17 protein-coding genes are annotated in these 20,594 nt (G+C 55.9%); 8 read left to right on the forward strand and 9 right to left on the reverse strand.

Annotated elements, in window-relative coordinates:
• Window positions 1–60 precede the first annotated feature (60 nt).
• The 6 genes from endA to AB182_RS03645 all read right to left on the reverse strand — a co-directional run bounded on the left by endA (window position 61) and on the right by AB182_RS03645 (window position 6,218).
• The gene (gene endA, locus AB182_RS03620) at window positions 61–756 is read right to left on the reverse strand and encodes a deoxyribonuclease I (protein WP_047368927.1); all 696 of its coding nucleotides are present in this window, start codon (window positions 754–756) and stop codon (window positions 61–63) included.
• A gap of 95 nt (window positions 757–851) precedes the next feature.
• Window positions 852–1,352, reverse strand: a complete 501-nt coding sequence (locus tag AB182_RS03625; protein WP_047368928.1) for a SprT family zinc-dependent metalloprotease — start codon at window positions 1,350–1,352, stop codon at window positions 852–854.
• 79 nt (window positions 1,353–1,431) lie between these two features.
• Window positions 1,432–2,253: an alpha/beta fold hydrolase gene (locus tag AB182_RS03630; protein ID WP_047368929.1), complete on the reverse strand. Its 822-nt coding sequence runs from the start codon at window positions 2,251–2,253 to the stop codon at window positions 1,432–1,434.
• A 47-nt stretch (window positions 2,254–2,300) separates the two neighbouring features.
• Entirely contained in the window at window positions 2,301–3,929 is a 1,629-nt protein-coding gene (locus AB182_RS03635) for an MFS transporter (RefSeq protein WP_047368930.1), read from the reverse strand.
• Complete coding sequence (locus AB182_RS03640; protein WP_120785441.1) at window positions 3,913–4,338, reverse strand: DoxX family protein; 426 nt, start codon at window positions 4,336–4,338, stop codon at window positions 3,913–3,915. Before AB182_RS03640 ends, AB182_RS03635 begins: the two co-directional genes overlap by 17 nt.
• A 5-nt stretch (window positions 4,339–4,343) precedes the next feature.
• Window positions 4,344–6,218, reverse strand: a complete 1,875-nt coding sequence (locus tag AB182_RS03645; RefSeq protein ID WP_047368932.1) for an amidohydrolase — start codon at window positions 6,216–6,218, stop codon at window positions 4,344–4,346.
• A gap of 335 nt (window positions 6,219–6,553) precedes the next feature.
• On the opposite strand from AB182_RS03645, the gene AB182_RS03650 reads away from it, so the two are divergent.
• From AB182_RS03650 to AB182_RS03670, 5 genes are read left to right on the forward strand one after another with little or no spacing between them, the layout of a single operon-like run.
• Window positions 6,554–7,243 (forward strand): hydrolase, encoded by a 690-nt coding sequence (locus AB182_RS03650; protein WP_047368933.1) that lies wholly within the window; start codon window positions 6,554–6,556, stop codon window positions 7,241–7,243.
• A gap of 59 nt (window positions 7,244–7,302) precedes the next feature.
• A complete protein-coding gene (locus AB182_RS03655; RefSeq protein ID WP_047368934.1) occupies window positions 7,303–7,554 on the forward strand; it encodes a DUF1427 family protein in 252 nt (83 codons plus the stop codon).
• A 2-nt stretch (window positions 7,555–7,556) separates the two neighbouring features.
• On the forward strand, window positions 7,557–7,811 hold the full coding sequence (locus tag AB182_RS03660; protein WP_047368935.1) for a XapX domain-containing protein: 255 nt from the start codon (window positions 7,557–7,559) through the stop codon (window positions 7,809–7,811).
• A gap of 26 nt (window positions 7,812–7,837) precedes the next feature.
• A complete protein-coding gene (locus AB182_RS03665; RefSeq protein ID WP_047368936.1) occupies window positions 7,838–8,209 on the forward strand; it encodes a response regulator in 372 nt (123 codons plus the stop codon).
• A gap of 9 nt (window positions 8,210–8,218) precedes the next feature.
• Window positions 8,219–13,807, forward strand: a complete 5,589-nt coding sequence (locus tag AB182_RS03670; RefSeq protein ID WP_047368937.1) for an ATP-binding sensor histidine kinase — start codon at window positions 8,219–8,221, stop codon at window positions 13,805–13,807.
• 9 nt (window positions 13,808–13,816) lie between these two features.
• On the opposite strand, the gene AB182_RS03675 is transcribed toward AB182_RS03670, so the two are convergent.
• The 3 genes from AB182_RS03675 to metK all read right to left on the reverse strand — a co-directional run bounded on the left by AB182_RS03675 (window position 13,817) and on the right by metK (window position 17,803).
• Window positions 13,817–14,437, reverse strand: a complete 621-nt coding sequence (locus AB182_RS03675) for a response regulator transcription factor (RefSeq protein ID WP_047368938.1) — start codon at window positions 14,435–14,437, stop codon at window positions 13,817–13,819.
• Between the two features lie 412 nt (window positions 14,438–14,849).
• Window positions 14,850–16,244: a sugar porter family MFS transporter gene (locus AB182_RS03680; RefSeq protein ID WP_047368939.1), complete on the reverse strand. Its 1,395-nt coding sequence runs from the start codon at window positions 16,242–16,244 to the stop codon at window positions 14,850–14,852.
• Between the two features lie 404 nt (window positions 16,245–16,648).
• Entirely contained in the window at window positions 16,649–17,803 is a 1,155-nt protein-coding gene (metK, locus tag AB182_RS03685; RefSeq protein ID WP_047368940.1) for a methionine adenosyltransferase, read from the reverse strand.
• A gap of 409 nt (window positions 17,804–18,212) precedes the next feature.
• Here metK and AB182_RS33435 point away from each other — a divergent pair, with 409 nt between their 5' ends.
• The 3 genes from AB182_RS33435 to speA all read left to right on the forward strand — a co-directional run bounded on the left by AB182_RS33435 (window position 18,213) and on the right by speA (window position 20,565).
• On the forward strand, window positions 18,213–18,356 hold the full coding sequence (locus AB182_RS33435) for a hypothetical protein (protein WP_431520374.1): 144 nt from the start codon (window positions 18,213–18,215) through the stop codon (window positions 18,354–18,356).
• A gap of 134 nt (window positions 18,357–18,490) precedes the next feature.
• Window positions 18,491–18,580, forward strand: a complete 90-nt coding sequence (yqgB, locus tag AB182_RS30145; protein ID WP_271849771.1) for an acid stress response protein YqgB — start codon at window positions 18,491–18,493, stop codon at window positions 18,578–18,580.
• Between the two features lie 8 nt (window positions 18,581–18,588).
• Window positions 18,589–20,565: a biosynthetic arginine decarboxylase gene (gene speA / locus AB182_RS03690; RefSeq protein ID WP_071845822.1), complete on the forward strand. Its 1,977-nt coding sequence runs from the start codon at window positions 18,589–18,591 to the stop codon at window positions 20,563–20,565.
• Window positions 20,566–20,594 lie beyond the last annotated feature (29 nt).

A 20,594-nucleotide genomic window follows, 5' to 3' on the forward strand; every position in this document is an offset into this window, starting at 1 on the left:
GGGTAGAGGGCCGGGTGAGGGGCAATGTACCTGCAAATTTACAATTGCCGCTAGTGTAGGTTAGCTCTTTCGCGCCATGCAAGCGCGCTGCACGTAAGGGTTATGATTCCCCTGAACCTGAGCGATGCGCGAATCACGCGTACATTCCCAGTCGGTCACCGGGTAGAGTTTATCCCAGGCGGTAAAAAGCTGTGTCTGTTGGCGCGACAGGGTGAGCTGATATTGATCGCGCATATAGAAGTAAGTACGGGCAATCACGCCACGGGCGCTGGCAGGCGGCTCGGCCAGTTTGGCCTTGAAGTCAACTTTCATTTCGCAGCGACCATACTGGCCTTCGCCACCGTTCCACTGGCCGTACATAAAGTTGCCGCGATCGGCATTCACTTCCCCAACGGCGGGTTGCAGGTTATGCATGTCGCTTTCCATCTTGCGATAGACAGGGTCTTTGGCGCAGTTTTTCCGTCCGCCATCCTGCCAACACTGACGCTGATGGCCGAATTGCCAGGCCGGAACAACATGCTCCCATTCAATTCGGCTGGCGCGGTTTTCATTTTTGCGCACCTTATAACCGCAAGAGGCCAGATCGACCACCCCTTTTTTCCCTTGCCACTGAATTTTACAGCCGCAATAAAAGTCGCCCGGTACGTCGGCATTGACGTTAACCCCGGCGGCTTTCGCCTGCGCGAAGCTATTGATGCCGTCCGCCAGTACCGGCGCGCTGAGAATAAGCAGTAAAGATGAGATAATGCGTAACATTGAGAACTCCCTGTCAACTGGAGTGCGCAACGTAGCGGAAGCGATTGTCAGATGCAATCAGTTGGCGCGGAAAACATTTTTAATGGTTCATGTAATTAGCGCTCAGGTACCAGCGTTTCGCCGCAGTGTACGCAGCGATAGGTGGTCTCACCGCGCACTATGCGATTGTGTCGGCGCACGGTCAACTGATGCTGTTGGCATTTGCAGCGGTAGGGAAAGGTATTCGGTCGCACCGATTCCAGTTCAAACTGATGAGTGCGTCGCGCGGGGACGCCAAGCACGCTTTCCATCATCCATTTCCACTCTTTGCCGTGTGGTGAAACGCGGCCAAAATGCTTCCACACCAGTAAATGCGCCAGTTCGTGCGGCACTACCTCGTCAATAAACGCCTGCTGATTTTCCATCAGCAACACGGGGTTGAGGCGGATTTCATACGTATTGAGCCAGGCCGTGCCTGCCGCCGTCCCCCGTTGCTGATAAACCAGTTTGGGTTCCGGATAATTACGCTCAAGTTTCTGATTGGCCAGGGCAAGTTTTTCCCGCAGGCTGCGCATCACGGCCTGCTGTATAGCGATGGGGAGACGGGTGGTTTTCATAATCGCAGAGAATAGGGCGGGGAGCGGGGGAGTGCAAGGAAAAGCCTCCTCCGGACAGGGAGCGAGGCTTCGTTCTGACTTACAGCGATTGCAGGAAGGTCAGCAAATCGTTGTTCAGTTGATCCTGATGGGTCACTGCAAAACCGTGCGGCGCATTGTCATACACTTTTAACTGTGCGCCGGGGATCATTTCTGCAGCCACTTTACCGGTCGATTCGAACGGTACGATCTGGTCGTTACTGCCATGAATCACCAGCGTCGGCACGTTAACTTTAGCAATATCCTGACGGAAATCGGTCTCGCCGAAGGCGGTGACGCAATCAATGGTCCCTTTGAGTGAGGCCAACAGTGCAATGTTCAGCGTCTGGGTCAGCACACCTTGAGAAACCGTCTGCCCGGCGTTAATACCATAAAACGGCGTGGCGAAATCGCTGATAAATTGCGCCCGGTCTTTGCGCAGTCCGTCGCGAATGCCCTCGAAAACGCTGGCATCGACACCCTGTGGGTAGTCCGCCGTTTTGCCGAAAATCGGCGTCACCGCACCCAGCAGTACCAGCGCTTTGACGCGCGCCGTGCCGTAACGACCGATATAGCGCGACACATCGCCGCCGCCCATGGAGAAGCCCACCAGCGTCACATCCTGCAGATCAAGCGCGGTGATGAGATCGTTAATGTCGGAGGCGAAGGTATCGTAGTTGTACCCTTCCCACGGCTGGTCGGAGCGGCCAAAACCGCGGCGGTCAAAGGCGATGACGCGATAGCCGCGCTCGGCCAGGAAATTCAACTGGCTGTCCCACATATCGCCATCCAGCGGCCAGCCGTGGCTGAATAATACCGGTTTTCCCGCGCCCCAGTCTTTGTAATAAATCTGCGTACCGTCCTGCGTTTTGATTGTGCTCATACGTAAATCCTCACTGTCGCTATTGCTTGGGTTGATAGGGGTTGCTGTTACATTATGGGTGCTATCAGATAACGTGCTTCGGGAAGCTGCCCGCCGCGATGGAATGCCTGTACCTTGCTTTGAATGAGCAAGTCATTCACCGTGTGACGCTCCAGTTGGCGCAGATGCTCAATCCATGTGCCGACCACGAACGATTCCACAAAGACGCCAGGGCGCTGGACATCCTCATAGACAGACCAGCTCAACGCGCCGCCGCGTACCCGTACCCGGCGAATCTCCTGGATACAGACGACAAAGCGGGAGACATCCTCGGGATCGATCAGATATTCATACATCACCATCACCGGGCCACGTTCATGTGAGATATCAAGCGCCTGGGCATTACTGTCGATATCGCGAATGTCCAGATTGAGGTCTGGATCTTTATTCAACTGCCAGCGCAGCACCGTCAGGCTTGCCAGCAGCGTGCCCACTGTTGCCACGCACAATGAGGCTGGAATACTAAAGTGCGATGCCAGCTGGCCCCAGATGGCGCTACCGAGCGTCATCGAACCAAAAAAGACGGTCAGATAGACGGCCAGCGCCCGGGCTTTCACCCATTTAGCGGCGCTACGCTGCGCCCCGACATTGAGGGTGGAGAGCACCGCAATCCAGGCGAAACCGGTCAAAAATTCAAAAGCGTTGAGCAGCCAGAAATGACGGATAAATGCCAGCGCCAGCATGCTGATCGCGAAAATGACGCTGTTAAGTACCATCAGCCTGTCCGGGTTGAGGCGCTTACGTAAACGCGGCAGCACTATCGCGCCGCAAATCGCCCCCAGACCGATACAGGCCAGCATGATGCCGTAACCGCCAGGCCCAAGGCCCAACTCACGGCGCGCTACCAGCGGCAGCAGCGCCCAGCCGGCGCTGGCGAAGGTGAAGAACGCCACGGTACGCACCAGCACGTTACGCAGTACCGGGGCGGCATGCACATAGCGCAGCCCGGCGCGTACGGCGGAAAAGAAGTGTTCCGGCGGCAGGCGCTGAATCAACGGTTCGGCTTTCCAGCGCCACAGGACCCAGGCGACGCCCAGCACCGATGTCGCATTGAGGGCGAAGACCACCCATGGTCCGGCAAAAGAGAGGATCAGCCCACCCAGCGCCGGGCCAATGGCGCGGCTGATGTTGATACCGAGTGAATTCAACGCGATGGCCGGGGCCAGTTCGTGTTTTTCCACCAGGTCCGGCACAATGGCCTGAAACGGTGGTGAACTCATCGCTGCACCGGTGCTTAGCAAGAACGCGGCAATCAGCAGCACCAGCGGCGTGACCAGCCCGAAGAGAGAAAGCAGGGTTAGCCCGGCGGCGGCAATAAACACCCATAGTTGGGAAAACAGCAGATATTTGCGCCGGTCGACAATGTCTGCCATCACGCCGGAGGGGAGGGCGAAAAGAAACATCGGCAGACTGCTCGCCGCCTGAACCAGCGCCACGGAAAGCGGGTCGGCGCTTAACGTCAGCATGGTCCAGTTCACCCCCACATCGTTCATCCATGAACCGATGTTGGAGACCACCGTGGCAATCCACAGCATCCGAAATACCGGCTGACGCAGTGGCTGCCAGGAGGACGCGCCAGCGGATGCGGCGGGCGGGGTTTGTGCCGTCGCCGCATGAACATCATTGACTTGCGCCATGCCTGAACTCCTGTTTGTCCGGCATATTTACCCGCCATTTACCCGGGCCGGTTAACGCCAGCGTGGTGAAGATGATGAGCAGCAGCCAGCCAAATTGTCCTTCCGCGATACTCCACTGCGGGTGCACAACCAGCATGGCAACCAGCAACACGCCAATAATCGGCAGACAGGCCAGCCGCGCACCAGGACCGAGAATGATGAATATCGGGCATACCACCTCAGCAAAAATGGCGGGCAGCAGGCTGAACCAGGGGCCAAACCCAAACGGATCCTCAATTCGGCTCAGTTCTTGATGAAAGTTCAGCACCTTCGGCAGACCATGCACATAGAGAAGCAACAGACTGCCAGTCAGGCGCAGGAATAACAGCCCCGCATCAATACGGGGCGACATCAGCGTTGTGTTTTTCATAGGCATCAGAACGCGAAGCAACTGCAGCCGAGCGCGCCCCAGAAGGCGTTATCGTCTGAAACCGGAATGGACGATCCGCGCGCTACATTGTGCTGGTGGTTATGCACGCCGCAGGGGCCGCTACAGTGATGTGCGGCGGGCATCATGCCGACGCGTGTCTGCTGTGGCGGCGCGCTGCGGTAGTGACCCGGCACGTTGACCACCGGCGACCACTCCGGCAGTACCGGGATCGCAGGCGGGGCTTCGGCGCTGAAACCGCCAGCGGCGTAGACGATTTTGCCATTGACCACGGTCAGCACTGACTCAATGCCTTTGATCTCGTCTTCCGGTACGCGGAAATAGTCTTTGCTCAGCACAGCGAGGTCAGCCAGCTGGCCCGCTTTGATTTGGCCTTTTTTACCCTGCTCGCTGGAGAACCAGGCGCTGCCCTGCGTCCAGAGCATCAGCGCCGTGTCGCGGTCGAGGCGCGCATTGACGTCGTACATCTGCATACCGCCGACGGTACGCCCGGAGACCAGCCAGTACAATGCGGTCCACGGGTTGTAGCTGGCCACGCGGGTTGCGTCGGTTCCCAGCCCGACCGGCACGCCGGTTTCGAGCATTTTCGTCACCGGCGGGGTGTGGCGCACTGCGTCCATGCCATAACGTTCCGCGAAGTATTCCCCCTGAAACGCCATACGGTGCTGAACGGCGATACCGCCGCCGAGTGCTTTGATGCGGTCAATGTTTTGCTGGGTCACGGTTTCTGCGTGGTCGAAAAACCAGTGCAGGCCGTTGAACGGAATATCGCGGTTCACGCGCTCGAACACGTCGAGCATGCGGCTGATCGATTCGTTATAGGTGGCGTGCAGGCGGAACGGCCAGCGGTGCTCAACCAGGTGGCGTACCACGCGCTCCAGCTCATCTTCCATGCCAGGTGCGAGATCCGGGCGCGGTTCAAGAAAATCTTCAAAATCCGCAGCAGAGAACACCAGCATTTCACCCGCGCCGTTGTGGCGGAAGAAATCGGTGCCCTGGCCCGGCGTCAGCATGTCGGTCCATTTCTCGAAATCTTCCAGCTCATGGCCGGGGCGCTGGGTGAAGAGGTTATAGGCGATGCGGATAGTCATCTGCTCTTTGGCGTGCAGTTCGCTGATCACTTCGTAATCTTCCGGGTAGTTCTGAAAACCGCCGCCCGCATCGATAGCGCTGGTCAGGCCCAGACGGTTTAGCTCGCGCATAAACTGGCGGGTGGAGTTAACCTGCTGTTCCAGCGGCAGCTTTGGCCCTTTGGCCAGCGTGGCATAGAGGATCATGGCGTTTGGCCGCGCAATCAGCATGCCGGTAGGATTGCCGTTGCTGTCGCGCTGGATCTCTCCCCCCGGCGGGTTCGGCGTATCTTTGGTGTAGCCGACAACGCGCAGAGCGGCGCGGTTGAGCAGGGCGCGGTCATAGAGATGAAGAATAAAGACCGGGGTATCCGGCGCGGCCTCGTTAATCTCGTCAAGCGTCGGCATGCGGCGCTCGGCAAATTGAAATTCGCTCCAGCCGCCTACCACGCGTACCCATTGCGGTGAGGGGGTACGCAGCGCCTGTTCTTTCAGCATCCGCAGGGCGTCCGCCAGCGACGGCACCCCTTCCCAGCGCAGTTCGAGGTTATAGTTCAGACCACCACGGATCAGGTGCAGGTGCGAGTCATTGAGGCCCGGAATGGCGGTGCTGCCGTTGAGATCCACCACTTTGCTGCCGTCGCTGTGATATTCCATGACGTCGGCCTGAGTGCCCACCGCCAGGAATTTGCCGTCACGGATGGCGACCGCTTCTGCGACCGGGTTTTCCCTGTCTACCGTATGAAATTTGCCGTTGATGAATATCAGTTCGGCTTTACCGAGTGAGACCATAAATCCTCCTGTCTGAGCCATCCGAAGCAGGCCTGATGCTGCCGGACGATAAGATGCGATGCTCCGTGAGAACAGAGCGTGGAAGTGGGAGGGATTATGGTGAGCTGGTGAAAACGGCGTCTAGTTATACGAAGGTATACCTATACGAACGTATAGTTATACACAGAGATAATAGTTCTCATTTCTGACAACTCTTACTATCCGTCCCGACAGCAGCGTCCGGGACGAACGTCATTTCGCCTGCTTAAGCCGCGCGAGAATACCCCGGTCACTGTCAGCAAAACGTCCGCTCCCCTTTCACGGGAAACTGCTCCTTAACGACAACGGGTATTCTTATGAACAACGCTAAGCTTGAAGTACTGACTCCCCAGAACTGCCAGATTATTTTTATCGATCAGCAACCGCAGATGGCGTTTGGCGTGCAGTCGATTGACCGCCAGGTGCTGAAAAACAATGTCGTTGGTCTGGCGAAAGCGGCAAAAGTTTTCAACATTCCAACCACCATCACCACCGTTGAGACGGAAAGCTTCTCCGGAAATACCTTCCCTGAACTGCTGGACGTATTCCCCGAGCATGACCTTCTTGAGCGCACGTCCATGAACTCCTGGGATGACCAGAAAGTGCGTGATGCGCTGGCGAAAAATGGTCAGAAAAAAGTGGTGGTATCAGGCCTGTGGACAGAAGTGTGCAATAACACGTTCGCCCTGTGCGCCATGCTGGAAGGGGGATATGAAATCTATATGGTGGCGGATGCTTCCGGCGGTACTTCGAAAGAAGCACATGATTACGCGATGCAGCGCATGATTCAGGCGGGGGTGATCCCAGTGACCTGGCAGCAGGTGTTGCTGGAGTGGCAGCGTGACTGGGCGCACAAAGAGACCTACAACGCGGTGATGGATATCGTGAAGGAACACTCTGGCGCCTATGGGATGGGCGTTGATTATGCCTATACCATGGTGCACAAAGCGCCGGCTCGCGCTAAAGGCGCTCACCGCACGCTGGCGCCGGTTCCGGCCAATAAATAATGTGCAGGGGCGGCGCGTCAGCGTCGCCCGGCTCTGAACCCGATAAGGGGAGAATGACCATGAGTACAGCGCTCATTTCCCTCGGCGCAGGTGTGTTTATTGGGCTGGTTTATGCCTTGTTAAAGGTCCGTTCGCCGGCACCGCCAGCGGTAGCCCTGGTAGGGCTGCTCGGCATGCTGGCAGGTGAACAGGCTATCTCTGCGTTGCGCCCGCACCATGAACCCCAGGCCGCCATAAGTCAGCCACAGGCTGCAGCGCAAACGGCAGACAACGCGATCCTTTCTCAACGCCATCAGACAGGGGCAGGCTAACCATGTTGAAATCGTATGTCATTTCTCTGGCGGCGGGCCTGTTAGCGGGCGTTATCTATGGCGCAATGCAGGTACACTCACCCGCGCCACCGATCGTCGCCCTGCTGGGCCTTTTTGGTATGCTGGTCGGCGAACAACTGATTCCGCTCGCCCGGCGACTTCTGCGCTGCGAGCCGGTGACAATGGCCTGGTTTCGTCATGAATGTGTGCCCAAAATCAGCGGCACGCCACCTCCTGACGACAAAAGCGCCCCTTAGCCAGAGGGCAGACAGAGGAGTACGGCATGAGGCTGTCACCGCGCATTGTCATTATCGATGATGAACGTTCCGTCCGTAGTGGATTAAGCAACCTGCTCCAGTCGGAGGGGTACGACTCTGACGCCTTCGACTCTGCGGAGGCATTTCTTCATAATGAATCCGCGCTGTCTGACGCATCTCTGCTTATTATTGATATCAAGCTAAAAGGTATGAGCGGCCTGGATTTGTATCGCCGGGTGGCTCAGCTTTGCGCGCCGCCGCCGGTGATTTTTATTTCCGGACATGAAGATGAAAACCTGTCGCGTTATGCTCCCGAGTTCGGGGGCGTTACGCTGCTGCGTAAGCCCATTAAAATCGAAACGCTGCTGGAACAGATCCGCCGCGAACTCTCTGTGTGAGGAGCGCTAATGAGCGAGAAACTTTCTGCTGCCGGTAAAATGATGGATGGTGAGGTTGTCACCTTAACCGATGACATCATTTTCACGCCGCTGACGCAGGAAGGAGGGATTGCCTGGACACTCTGCCAGCCGCTCCATTCCGGCAGCAGTTTTATCCTTGCCAGCGCGGCCGTATCTGGCGATGAAGCTGCGTTTCATACGACCCAACGCTTAAAAAATGAATTTGCGCTTCGCAGGCGACTCTCAGACGCATGGGCGATAAAACCGTTCAGCAGTACCAGCTATCATGGTCATTACGCACTGGTCTATACGCCATTTCCTTTCCGCACCCTTGCCCAACTGCCCCGGCTGCGCACACGAAGCATTACCGATTTTCTTTCGGTTGCCATTGGCCTCTGTGCCCCGCTACGCCAGATGCATGCGCAGGGGCTGATGCACAGCGATATCAAACCAGGCCACTTTTTTATCGACCCCGGCGGTGCTTATCGACTGGGGGGATTTGGCCTCGCCAGCGAAGGGACGAACGCCTTCGACCCGTCTCGCCTGACGGAGCCAGGCGGTACGCTGGCGTATATGTCGCCGGAGCACACCTCCCGTACGCCGGACAGGGTCGACAGCCGCAGCGATCTCTATAGTCTTGGCATTGTGCTCTATGAACTGCTGACCGGCGAGCTGCCCTTCGATCTCAGCGATGGCGGGCAGGCTGAATGGGCTCATCACCATATCGCTTCCGCCCCCAGACCGCCCCGGCAGGTACGCCCACCGGTTCCCTCAACGCTGTCGGACATCATTTTGCGACTGCTGGAGAAATCGCCGGACAACCGTTACCAGACCGTCGACGGATTGATTGCCGACCTGCGTCGCTGCGAGGCTTCGCTGGCTAAAAACGGTGAAATTACGCCGTTTATTCCCGGCTTGCAGGACCGGGTTGCGGCGCGTCTGCAGCCGGACCCACTTTTTCTCGACCACCCGCAACACCATCAACTGCTGGCGGTATTTGACCGGGTGGCGGAAAGTGGTGCACACGCCCTGGTCACGATCGGTGGACCGCCGGGCTGCGGTAAATCTTCGCTCATTGCCTCGGCGCTGAGAAAGTTGCAACAGCGCCAGGCGTTACTCGCGGTGAGTAAGGCCGACCAGTATTCGCCGGTTTTGCCTTATACGGTTATCGCCTCTGCGTTTCGCGCGCTGACGCTCTGGCTGCTCGGCCAGGGCGCGGAAGAGGTGGCCCGCTGGAAAATGCGTTTAACGCGAGCGCTTGGCGTGCATGCAGCGCTGGCGGTCAATCTGGTGCCGGAGTTAGGTCTACTGCTTGAAAACCCACCGTCGACCGTTGTGAATACCCAGTCGGCGGATAGCCGAATGCGTTTCAATCTGATGGCGCACCGGCTTGTTGAGGCGTTTGCCACACCGGACCGCCCGCTGGTACTGCTGATTGATGATATTCACTGGATAGATCAGGCCAGCCTGCATCTGCTGGAGCACCTTGTCAGTTGCAGCGAGTCGCTACCGCTGCTGCTGGTGGTTTCGTACGCTGACACCGGCGTATTTGCGGATGGCAGTGAAGAGGCTCTGTTATCGACTCTGCGCGTCGGCGCCCATTATACCGTTGAACTGCGGCCTGAGCCGTTGAGTGTAAAAGCGGTGTCGCGATGGCTGGCGGAACTGTTGCAGACCCGGGCCTCCTGCCTCGGTGAGCTGGCAGCGCTGATCCACGAAAAAACCGGCGGTAATCCACTCTTTACGCATGAATTTATTCAGCGCATCGTCAAAGACGGGCTGATTACTCATCACAAACAGCATGGCAAATTGCACTACGATTCACATGCGATCCGTTCGCGTAACTACACGGAGAATGTCGCCAGCCTGGTGCTGCAACAACTGGCGGAGATGCCCTCCCTGACGCGCAGGCTGCTGGGCTGTCTGGCCTGTGTGGGGGGAAACGGTAACCCCGCACTGCTCAGTGCGATGCAAAAGATAACGCCGGCGCTGCTACATGAACATCTGCTGCCTGCTGTTGCCGCCCGACTGATCAGCCGCAGCGGTGACCAGTACGCCTTTACCCACGATCGGGTGCAGAAGGCGGCGCAGGCGCTGCTCGAAGCGGATGATATCTGTCATCTCCATTTTGCTGCCGCGCGGTTCTTTACCGACGCGGTGTCACAAAACGACTGCAATGAAAATCTGTTTCTGGCGGTCCACCACATTACTTCCTCCATTGACTGTGTTCGCGTTTCGCCCCAGCGAGACAATTATCGCGCTATCTGCCGTCTTGCTGCGCAGCGCGCCAGGTTGACGGGGGATTATGCCTCGGCGGTGCGTTATCTGCGTACCGCGCGGTTATTGAAAGAAGATGCCCTGATTACCGAGCCGGATGAGGATTTCACTCTCGCATTTGAAGAGGCGGAGTGTGAGTTTTTGCAGGGTAATCTGCCTTCTGCGCTGACGCTGTGTCATCAGCTCCTGCGCGCGCCGGGCAGCCTGCAACAAAAGGCGGTTACCGCAGGCATGATGGCGGAAGTGCAGATGCGACAGTCGGATATGGGCCTTGCGCTGGAGACCGCCCTGGCCTGGCTTGCGGTGTTCGGCATTCACCTGAGCCGTGCGCCGACAGATGCGGAGTGCGATGATGCCTGGCAACGGATAGAGGCGCGCATTGGGGATGACCCGGCGAACCTTTTTCGCCAGCTTGCGCGAATTGACAACCCCGAGGCCGAAGCTGTCATCAACCTGATGCTCAGCGCCAGTATGTTTTCCGCGTTTACCGCCCCACGCCTGCATTTTCTTTTACTCTGCCGAATCATACTGATGACCCTGGAGCATGGCTTCAACGGCGCGTTCACTACAGCGATTGCCTGGTACGGCGTCCTGACTGGCTGTCGTTACCATACGTACGAAAAGGGGTATATGTACACGCTGCTGGGGCGCGATTTGGTTGAGGAACATCCGCTAAATCCCTTTATGGGGCGTACCTTTCTGGCGGTAGATTTGTGCAGTGCCTGGGTCAAACCGCTGAGCGTAGCGGTGGATCACGCTAAAGCATGCTTTAGTGCGGCGGTCGAGCACGGTGATTTAACCGCGGCCTGCTTTATTATTCGCCATCAGACGATGAACTTCCTGATCCGTGGCGATCATCTCGACGGGGTGCTGACGACCATTGAAGGCGGGCTGAGTTTTATCCGCAAGCTACGTTTCCCGGATGTTGAGGTCATGCTGCTTATCCAGCGTCTGTACGTTAACCATTTGCGTAATGCCGGTTCGGGCACGTTAAGTGGTCATAATCTCTTTTCCGCAGCGCTCCTGGACTCAACCAATAAACCCGAGAGGCAGCCGATACCGCTGACCATTTTTTGGTTCTGGCTCTATCAGGGAATGGCCCATTTTATGGCTGGCGAGTATGACGATGCTTCCCGCTGCCAGGAAAGGGCGGCGCCGGTAGCCGATATGGTACCGGGCTATCTGCATCTGCTGGATTATCACTTCTACAGCGCCCTTTCGCTGGCACAGAGGTTGACGCCGGCAACCGTGACCTCCGAACAGCGGGAAATCCTTGGCGCACATTATGAAGTTATCGCTCGCTGGGCGGATCACAACCCGGCGACCTTTGCCGATAAGGCGGCGCTGGTGCGCGCGGAGCTGGCGAGGCTGGAGCAGGCGAACGATCTCGCCATCGCCTCGTACGAAAACGCCATCGCCCTTTCCGCTGAGGTTGAATGTCATCCGGTGAATGGCCTGGCGTGTGAACTGGCCGGGGGCTTTGCTAAAACCATGGGCTGGCATGTGGCAGCAGACGGCTATTTCCGAAACGCCTTCACTGCATGGCGGCGCTGGGGGGCGATGGCAAAGCTGCGTCAGCTTGAAAGGCAGTACCCCCATCTGGCCTCCGCAGGGCAACGCTCGCCTTATAACACCATCACCTTCGCGCAAAACGAAATGATGCACGATCTGGAGAGTGTACTGCGGGCGGTCCGCGCGATGACCGAAGAGATTGACCTCGACCGCCTTGTGCATACCTTGATGACGATGTTGCTGGAGCGGGCGGGGGCGCAGCGTGGGCTCTTGATTCGTATCCTTGATAACACCATTCCTGAAACTCAGGCGTGGGCAGAGACATCCTCGGAAGGGGTGAAGGTCCAGATTGTCAGGGAGCGCCCCTCGGCTACCGATATGCCGTTATCGGTACTGACGGCAGTGATGCGTACCGGACAGGAAATTCGTATCAGCAAGTCTGAGTTGTTCGGTCCGTTCAGCCAGGATCCCTATCTGGTGACGTCTGGTGCAGGCATCATGTGCGTACCGATGCATAAGCAGGGCAAACTGGTGGGGGTGTTGTACCTGGAAAATCGGGTAATGCCGGAGATTTTCACCGCCGGGCATTCGCGTATCGTCAGAATGCTGGCGGCGCAGGCGGCGGTTTCGCTGGAGACGGCGCGCCTTTATGCCGAGCGGGTCGAAGAGAACGTGCAGCGTCGCCGGGCGGAAAAAGAGCTGCGCGCCAGCCAGACCTCGCTGATGCTCGGGGAGAAAATCAGCAATACCGGCACCTGGCGCTGGGAGCTGGAACAGGATGTGATGTTTGTTTCCGACGAGTATGCGCGCATCCTGGGCCTGCCTGAGCATCAGCGTACGTTATCAATGGCTGACTTTATGACGCTGGTGCATCCGGAGGATTTCCCGCGTATCAACACGCTGGTTACCGATAGCGTGCGTAATGGCGTCTCAATGCGCGCGGAGTTTCGTATTTTCCGCCCGGATGGCGAATGCCGTTATATTCTGGGTGTGGGCAACCCGGTGGAATATGAGGCTAACGTCGCGGAATATTTCGGCGTGATTACCGATATCACGGCGCGTCGCCAGTCTGAGGATGCGGTTCGCGTGGCGCAGGCCGATCTCGCCCGTGTTTCCCGTGCGACCACCGTTGGTCAGTTGACGGCCTCTATCGCCCATGAGATTAACCAGCCGCTGATGTCGATTGTCGCCAATGCGGGCGCCAGCCTGCGCTGGCTGAGCCGCGAGCCTGCGATGCTGGGTAATGCACGCGCCAGCCTGGAAGAGATCATCAGCGAAGGGGAACGTGCGGGTAATATTATCCGCGGTCTGCAGGCGCTGACGAGAAACCAGACCTCAGGCTGCACGCGGATTAACCTGCATCACCTTGTCTACCATATTGTGGCACTCTCGCGCAGCGAGCTGGAACGCCAGGAGATCGCGATGCATTACCATCTGGAAGCACAGGATGCCGCGATTTTTGGCGACAGCGTACAAATACAGCAGGTGTTATTAAACCTGATCGTCAATGCGATTGATGCAATGGCGGGGATAGATGATCGCCCGCTGATGCTGACCGTGAGTTCAGACAATCCGCAATCGGGTAACATTCGTCTGGCTATTGCCGATACCGGCGTGGGTTTTACGCCCGAGGTACAGAAACGTCTGTTCGACTCCTTCTATACCACCAAAGAGCACGGTATGGGGATGGGGCTGAGTATCAGCTACGGCATCATTGAAAAGCACGGCGGTAAATTGACGGCGGAACCTCGCCAACCCTGCGGCAGCGTCTTTACTTTTACGTTGCCGACTCACCCCGCCGAAGCGTAAACCCGGTCGTTATCGCCCAAGGGTCTTTTGAATATTCAGACGGTCTGCGGCCCTGACCAGATCGGTCAGGGAGCGGACCTGCATTTTCTCCATCACCCGCTTTTTATGGACTTTGGCGGTGATTTCGCTGACGCCCATTTCGGTGGCGATCTGTTTATTCAGCAGGCCGCCAATGGCCAGTTGAAACACCTCTTTTTCGCGTGGCGTCAATGAGTCATAACGCGTGGTCAATGCCTGCATCTCTTGTGTTTCGTCGAGGGTTTTCTCCGCCAGTTTCAGGGCATCGGCAACCGCCTGCAGCAGCAAACCGGGGACGGCGGGTTTGGTCATAAATTCATATGCCCCTGCTTTCATCGCTTTGACTGACAGCGGGATGGTGCCGAAGCCGGTCAGGAAGATAACCGGAATGACGTGCCCAAGTCGGGAAAGCGCGTCAGTGACGTCGAAACCGCTGGCGCCGGGCATGTTCATATCCAGAATCAGGCAGCCGGGCTGCGAGGTAAAAGGGTGGGAGAGAAACGCTTGCGCTGAGGAGAAGTCGGCCACCCGATAATCCTCCGCGCGCAGCAGACTCACCAGCGCCTGCCTGACGGAATTATCATCGTCCACAACGTAAACAATGTGATCCATGCGTGTTCCTGGTTATTAAGGAATATGTCTGTGCAAGGAAGAAACTGACGAAAAGAGACACCCGTTATGTTTCTTACATTACAGTGACATACATGATTTTTACTAAAAGATAACTAAATGTTAACACAATAATTATCATTATCATGTTTCAAATGAAAATAATAAAAATGAATGGCGGAATCCCCGATATGTCATTCTTTGTGCGTTTTAGCGGATGAAAAACAGCATATTGGCGGCAGGAAGCAGGAATCGCAGAAGCGTCAATCGTTTTCCCCCTCTGTCTATAACAGCGGCGGAAGCGAAAATTCAGATTTTTCTGTCAGGAGATGCGCGAACCAGCGCTCAGAAGAGGGCTGGCCCGCGGTAGCGTAGGTGGGACGGCGTGCCTGTGTTCCGGAGGCACGCCAGCAACTTAATTATGCGAACCGATTTCGCGCAGCGGGCGACCTTTCATGAGGTTACGCTCGATATGCTCCAGCGAAATATGTTTGGTTTCCGGAACCAGCCACAGCGTCAGGACAATAAACAGCACGTTCAGGCCACCATAGACCCAGAAGGTGTTGGCGTTGCCGAGAGAGTCCAGCATGGTGAGGAACGTGGCACCGACAATCATGTTCGCTATCCAGTTGGTTGCTGTAGAACAGGTGATGCCAAAATCACGCCCTTTCAGCGGCTGGATTTCCGAGCACAGTACCCAGATAACCGGACCGGCACTCATCGCAAACCCGACGATAAATATCAGCAGCATGGCGACGGCAAAGTATTGTGCGCCCGGTGAGTGAATGCCCAGATGCAGCATGGTGCCCAGCACCCCCATCCCAACGGCCATCACCAGGAAGCCAAGCACCAGCGTGGGTTTACGGCCCCAGCGGTCTACGACGCCAATTGCGATAAAGGTGGCCAGTACGTTGGTCAGACCGACGATTACCGTTCCCCACATTTGCTGCGTGGTATTGCTGTAGCCTGCCAGTTCGAAGATTTTTGGCGCGTAATACATGATGACGTTCATCCCGGTGAACTGCTGCATGACCTGCAACAGCACGCCAAGGAAGACAGCGCGACGGAAATTACTATTCTCTTTAAACAGCGCCCAGCCGGTCTGTTTTACCTGCAGGCTCTCACGAATTTCATCCAGTTCGTTTTTAGCTTCGGCGCTGGTATCACGCAAGCGTAACAGCACGCGTTCAGCATCGTGGAAACGGCGTTTGGCGGCATACCAGCGGGGGCTGTCCGGCAGGAAGAAGACGCCGATAAGCAGCAGGATCGCCGGGATAACAATCACGCCGAGCATCCAGCGCCATGCGCCGCTGTAGCTGAATGCCGTATCCGACAGATAAGCCCCGAGAATACCGATGGTGATCATCAACTGGTACATCGAAATCATACTGCCACGGATTTTTTCCGGTGCAATTTCGGACAGATAGAGCGGGGCGGTATAAGAGGCTATCCCCACAGCAAGACCGAGAATAATGCGGGAAATAATCAGTACTTCGACGTTAGGGGCGACGGCAGAACACAGCGAACCAATAACAAAGAGGATTGCGCCGATCATCAGGCTTTTTTTACGCCCGAGTTTCCACGACATCCATCCGCTACCTACGGCGCCGACTGCAGCGCCAAACATCATTGAACTGACCACCCACTCTTGTACATGGGAGTCAATTTTAAAGTCATTGGTGATAAAGGGCAGCGCCCCGGCGATAACACCAATATCCAGGCCAAAAAGAAGTCCTGCCAGTGCAGCGAGGAAGCAGACAAAAAAGGTCATCGCCTTGTTTGAATGTCCCTGTTTTTTATTGTCAGGCATGATGCCCTCCATTCGTTATATCAGTTTTTGCGATGGTAAACGTAGGCTAATGCCAGGCTGTTTTTTGTGATGAATGTCACGCAAGTGTAATCGGTTACATTTCCATTCAAACGCACCGGCAAATAAAACTGATAAATATTATAGATATAAGAACAGCATCAGAGAGGGGGAGGAAGACAGTTTCAGACTAAACCGAAATGGGGTGTAACAACCCTGTTTGTTATGGGGGAAGGCGCTACAAATAGTGATGCAGGCAGTAGAGATAAATTATGTAATCGCTTTCAATAAGCTACTGAATTCGCATGACAAGTATAGCTTATGTACAGAAAGAGACGGGATCTTAGGCCAGCGGAAAAGCAAAAGGCCAGCACAAGGCTGGCCTTCATAGCGGCTTACTCAGTCGATTATTTCAGACCGGCAGCTTCACGCAGCTGAGCGGCTTTGTCGGTTTTTTCCCAAGGGAAAGTTTCGCGACCAAAGTGACCGTAAGCAGCCGTTTGCTTATAGATCGGATGCAGCAAGTCCAGCATCTGGATCAGACCATACGGACGCAGGTCGAAGAACTCGCGCACCAACAGGATCAGCTGTTCAGCAGGCACTTTCTCAGTACCGAACGTTTCCACCATGATGGAGGTCGGTTCCGCCACGCCGATAGCGTAGGAGACCTGGATTTCACAGCGGTCGGCCAGGCCAGCCGCCACGATGTTTTTCGCCACATAACGGGCTGCGTAAGCTGCGGAACGGTCAACTTTAGACGGATCCTTACCAGAGAACGCGCCGCCACCGTGACGCGCCATGCCGCCGTAGGTATCAACGATAATTTTACGACCAGTCAGACCGCAGTCGCCCATCGGGCCGCCGATAACGAAACGGCCAGTTGGGTTGATAAAGAATTTGGTGGATTCGTTCAGCCACTCGGTCGGCAGGACCGGCTTGATGATCTCTTCCATTACCGCTTCCTGCAGCGATTTCTGGTCGATGTCTTCTGCGTGCTGAGTGGAGAGCACTACCGCGTCGATACCCGCGATTTTGCCGTCGTCATACTGGAAAGTGACCTGGCTTTTCGCATCCGGGCGCAGCCACGGCAGAGTGCCGTTTTTACGTACTTCTGCCTGACGCTCAACCAGACGGTGTGCGTAGGTAATAGGCGCTGGCATCAGCACGTCGGTTTCATTGGTTGCATAACCAAACATCAGACCCTGGTCGCCTGCACCCTGCTCCAGTGGATCTGCACGGTCAACGCCCTGGTTAATATCAGGAGACTGTTTACCAATCGCGCTCAGTACGGCGCAAGAGTTGGCATCAAAGCCCATATCAGAATGGATATAACCAATTTCACGAACGGTGTTACGGGTGATCTCTTCGATATCGACCCATGCGCTGGTGGTGATTTCACCACCGACCAGCACCATGCCGGTTTTTACATAGGTTTCACAGGCAACACGCGCTTTCGGATCCTGTTCGAGGATCGCATCAAGCACGGCGTCGGAGATTTGGTCAGCAATTTTGTCAGGATGCCCTTCTGAGACGGACTCGGACGTAAAAAGGTGTTTTGCCATATTGTGTTTTCACCCTGGAATAAAACGGTTGGCTTAAACAGTGTGTCAGGATGCCTTCACGGTTGTTCCGCGAGGACGTGCAGGTAGCGACACGGACTGTCTAAGTGTTAATCAGTATAGATGGATTAACATCTGGATGGCTATTCTAGGTTACTTCTTAACCCCATTGCCAGCGTTTTTTGAGGTCACGCACGTTCTGTCTGAATTGGTTACAGAAATTTTCCCTATGGATGACGCGAACGTAATTTTTTATTTTGCATTTTCACCCCGTTATCGGTATAAAACGCCGCGCGCGGCTCATATTAAAAGCGCACGGGATTTCTCGTGTTGCCACTTCCAGCCGGGTTAAGCAATTTATGGCTTTGGCTTGTCGCAGGTCGCAAGACGTGTGTGGAGGTGATACGAGATAATGAACCGTTGCTTTCAGCAGAATCCGTTGCGTCGTTCTGACGCGCGTTTATTCCCCGCAACCTGCATTTCAAATCTGCAAACCTGCCGATGTTATACCCATTTCGGCGCTTCTCAGGACTCCCGGGCCGGTATGGCGCTGTGATGACTGAACAAGGGCTCTCCTGCTGATTCAGGAGTTTTCTCGTGGTTTCGCCGAACCGTCATATTTCGTTCGGTCACGTGTTTTACAATGTTATGAACAAGAAACCGGTCGCACAGTCGGTATTTCAGCATCTTATGCTGCATAGCCAGACTGTTTATGGGTTGTTATCGCAACGTAACGTTGTGATAGTAGTTAACTGTTTTACACTTAATACAAAGAGTTGAGGTTCGCTATGTCTGACGACATGTCTTCATTTTCGCCTTCGTCAGCAGGCGAACACGGTGTACTACGTTCCATGCAGGAGGTTGCGATGAGCTCCCAGGAAGCCAGCAAGATGCTTCGTACTTACAATATTGCCTGGTGGGGTAATAATTATTATGACGTCAACGAACTGGGTCATATCAGCGTATGCCCGGACCCTGACGTCCCGGAAGCCCGTGTTGACCTGGCTCAACTGGTAAAGGCGCGTGAGGCACAAGGCCAACGCTTACCTGCGCTGTTCTGCTTCCCGCAGATCCTGCAACATCGTCTGCGCTCCATTAACGCCGCCTTCAAACGCGCGCGTGAATCCTATGGCTATAACGGCGACTACTTCCTGGTTTACCCCATTAAAGTAAACCAGCACCGTCGCGTTATTGAGTCGCTGATCCATTCCGGCGAGCCGCTGGGTCTTGAAGCGGGTTCGAAAGCGGAGTTGATGGCGGTTCTGGCGCATGCGGGAATGACCCGTTCGGTGATCGTGTGTAACGGTTATAAAGACCGTGAATACATCCGTCTGGCGCTTATCGGCGAGAAGATGGGCCACAAGGTCTATCTGGTTATCGAGAAGATGTCGGAAATCGCCATTGTGCTTGAAGAAGCTGAGCGCCTGAATGTCGTGCCGCGCCTGGGTGTGCGTGCGCGTCTGGCGTCGCAGGGTTCTGGTAAATGGCAATCCTCCGGCGGCGAAAAATCCAAGTTCGGCCTCGCGGCCAACCAGGTACTGCAGCTGGTGGAAATTCTGCGCGAGCGCGGTCGTCTGGACAGCATTCAACTGCTGCACTTCCACCTCGGTTCGCAGATGGCCAACATTCGCGATATCGCCACCGGCGTGCGTGAATCCGCACGTTTTTATGTTGAACTGCATAAGCTGGGTGTCAACATTCAGTGCTTCGACGTGGGCGGCGGTTTGGGCGTGGACTATGAAGGTACGCGTTCCCAGTCAGACTGCTCGGTGAACTACGGCCTGAACGAATACGCCAACAACATCATCTGGGCGATTGGCGATGCCTGTGAAGAGAACGGCCTGCCGCACCCGACGGTGATTACCGAGTCCGGCCGCGCGGTGACCGCGCACCACACCGTGCTCGTGTCCAATATTATCGGCGTTGAGCGCAGCGAAACCACCGAAGCGACGCCTCCGGCAGACGATGCGCCTCGCTCCCTGCAAAGCATGTGGGAAACCTGGCAGGAAATGCACGAGCCGGGCACGCGTCGCTCTCTGCGCGAATGGCTCCATGACAGCCAGATGGATTTGCACGATATTCATATCGGTTACTCTTCCGGTACCTTCAATCTTCAGGAGCGCGCCTGGGCAGAGCAACTGTATCTGAACATGTGCCATGAAGTGCAGAAACAGCTCGATCCAAGCAACCGTGCGCATCGTCCGATTATTGACGAACTGCAGGAGCGGATGGCGGACAAGATTTACGTCAACTTCTCCCTGTTCCAGTCAATGCCGGATGCCTGGGGTATCGATCAGCTCTTCCCGGTTCTGCCGCTGGAAGGTCTGAACCACGCGCCTGAACGTCGTGCGGTGTTGCTGGATATTACCTGCGATTCCGACGGCGCTATCGATCACTACGTGGACGGTGACGGTATCGCAACGACGATGCCGATGCCGGAATACGACCCGGAGAACCCGCCAATGCTGGGCTTCTTTATGGTAGGGGCGTACCAGGAAATTCTCGGCAACATGCATAACCTGTTTGGCGATACCGAAGCGGTAGACGTATTTGTCTTCCCTGACGGCAGTGTGGAAGTTGAACTGTCGGATGAAGGCGATACCGTGGCGGATATGCTGCAATATGTACAGCTCGATCCGAAAACCTTGCTGATTCAGTTCCGCGATCAGGTAAAACAGACCGATTTGGACGATGCGCTGCAACAGCAGTTCCTCGAAGAGTTCGAAGCCGGGCTGTACGGGTATACCTACCTGGAAGATGAATAAGTAGGGTTATTTCTTTGACTGGCCGGTTT

The organism is Phytobacter ursingii, assembly GCF_001022135.1.
In the GTDB taxonomy this organism is placed as follows: domain Bacteria; phylum Pseudomonadota; class Gammaproteobacteria; order Enterobacterales; family Enterobacteriaceae; genus Phytobacter; species Phytobacter ursingii.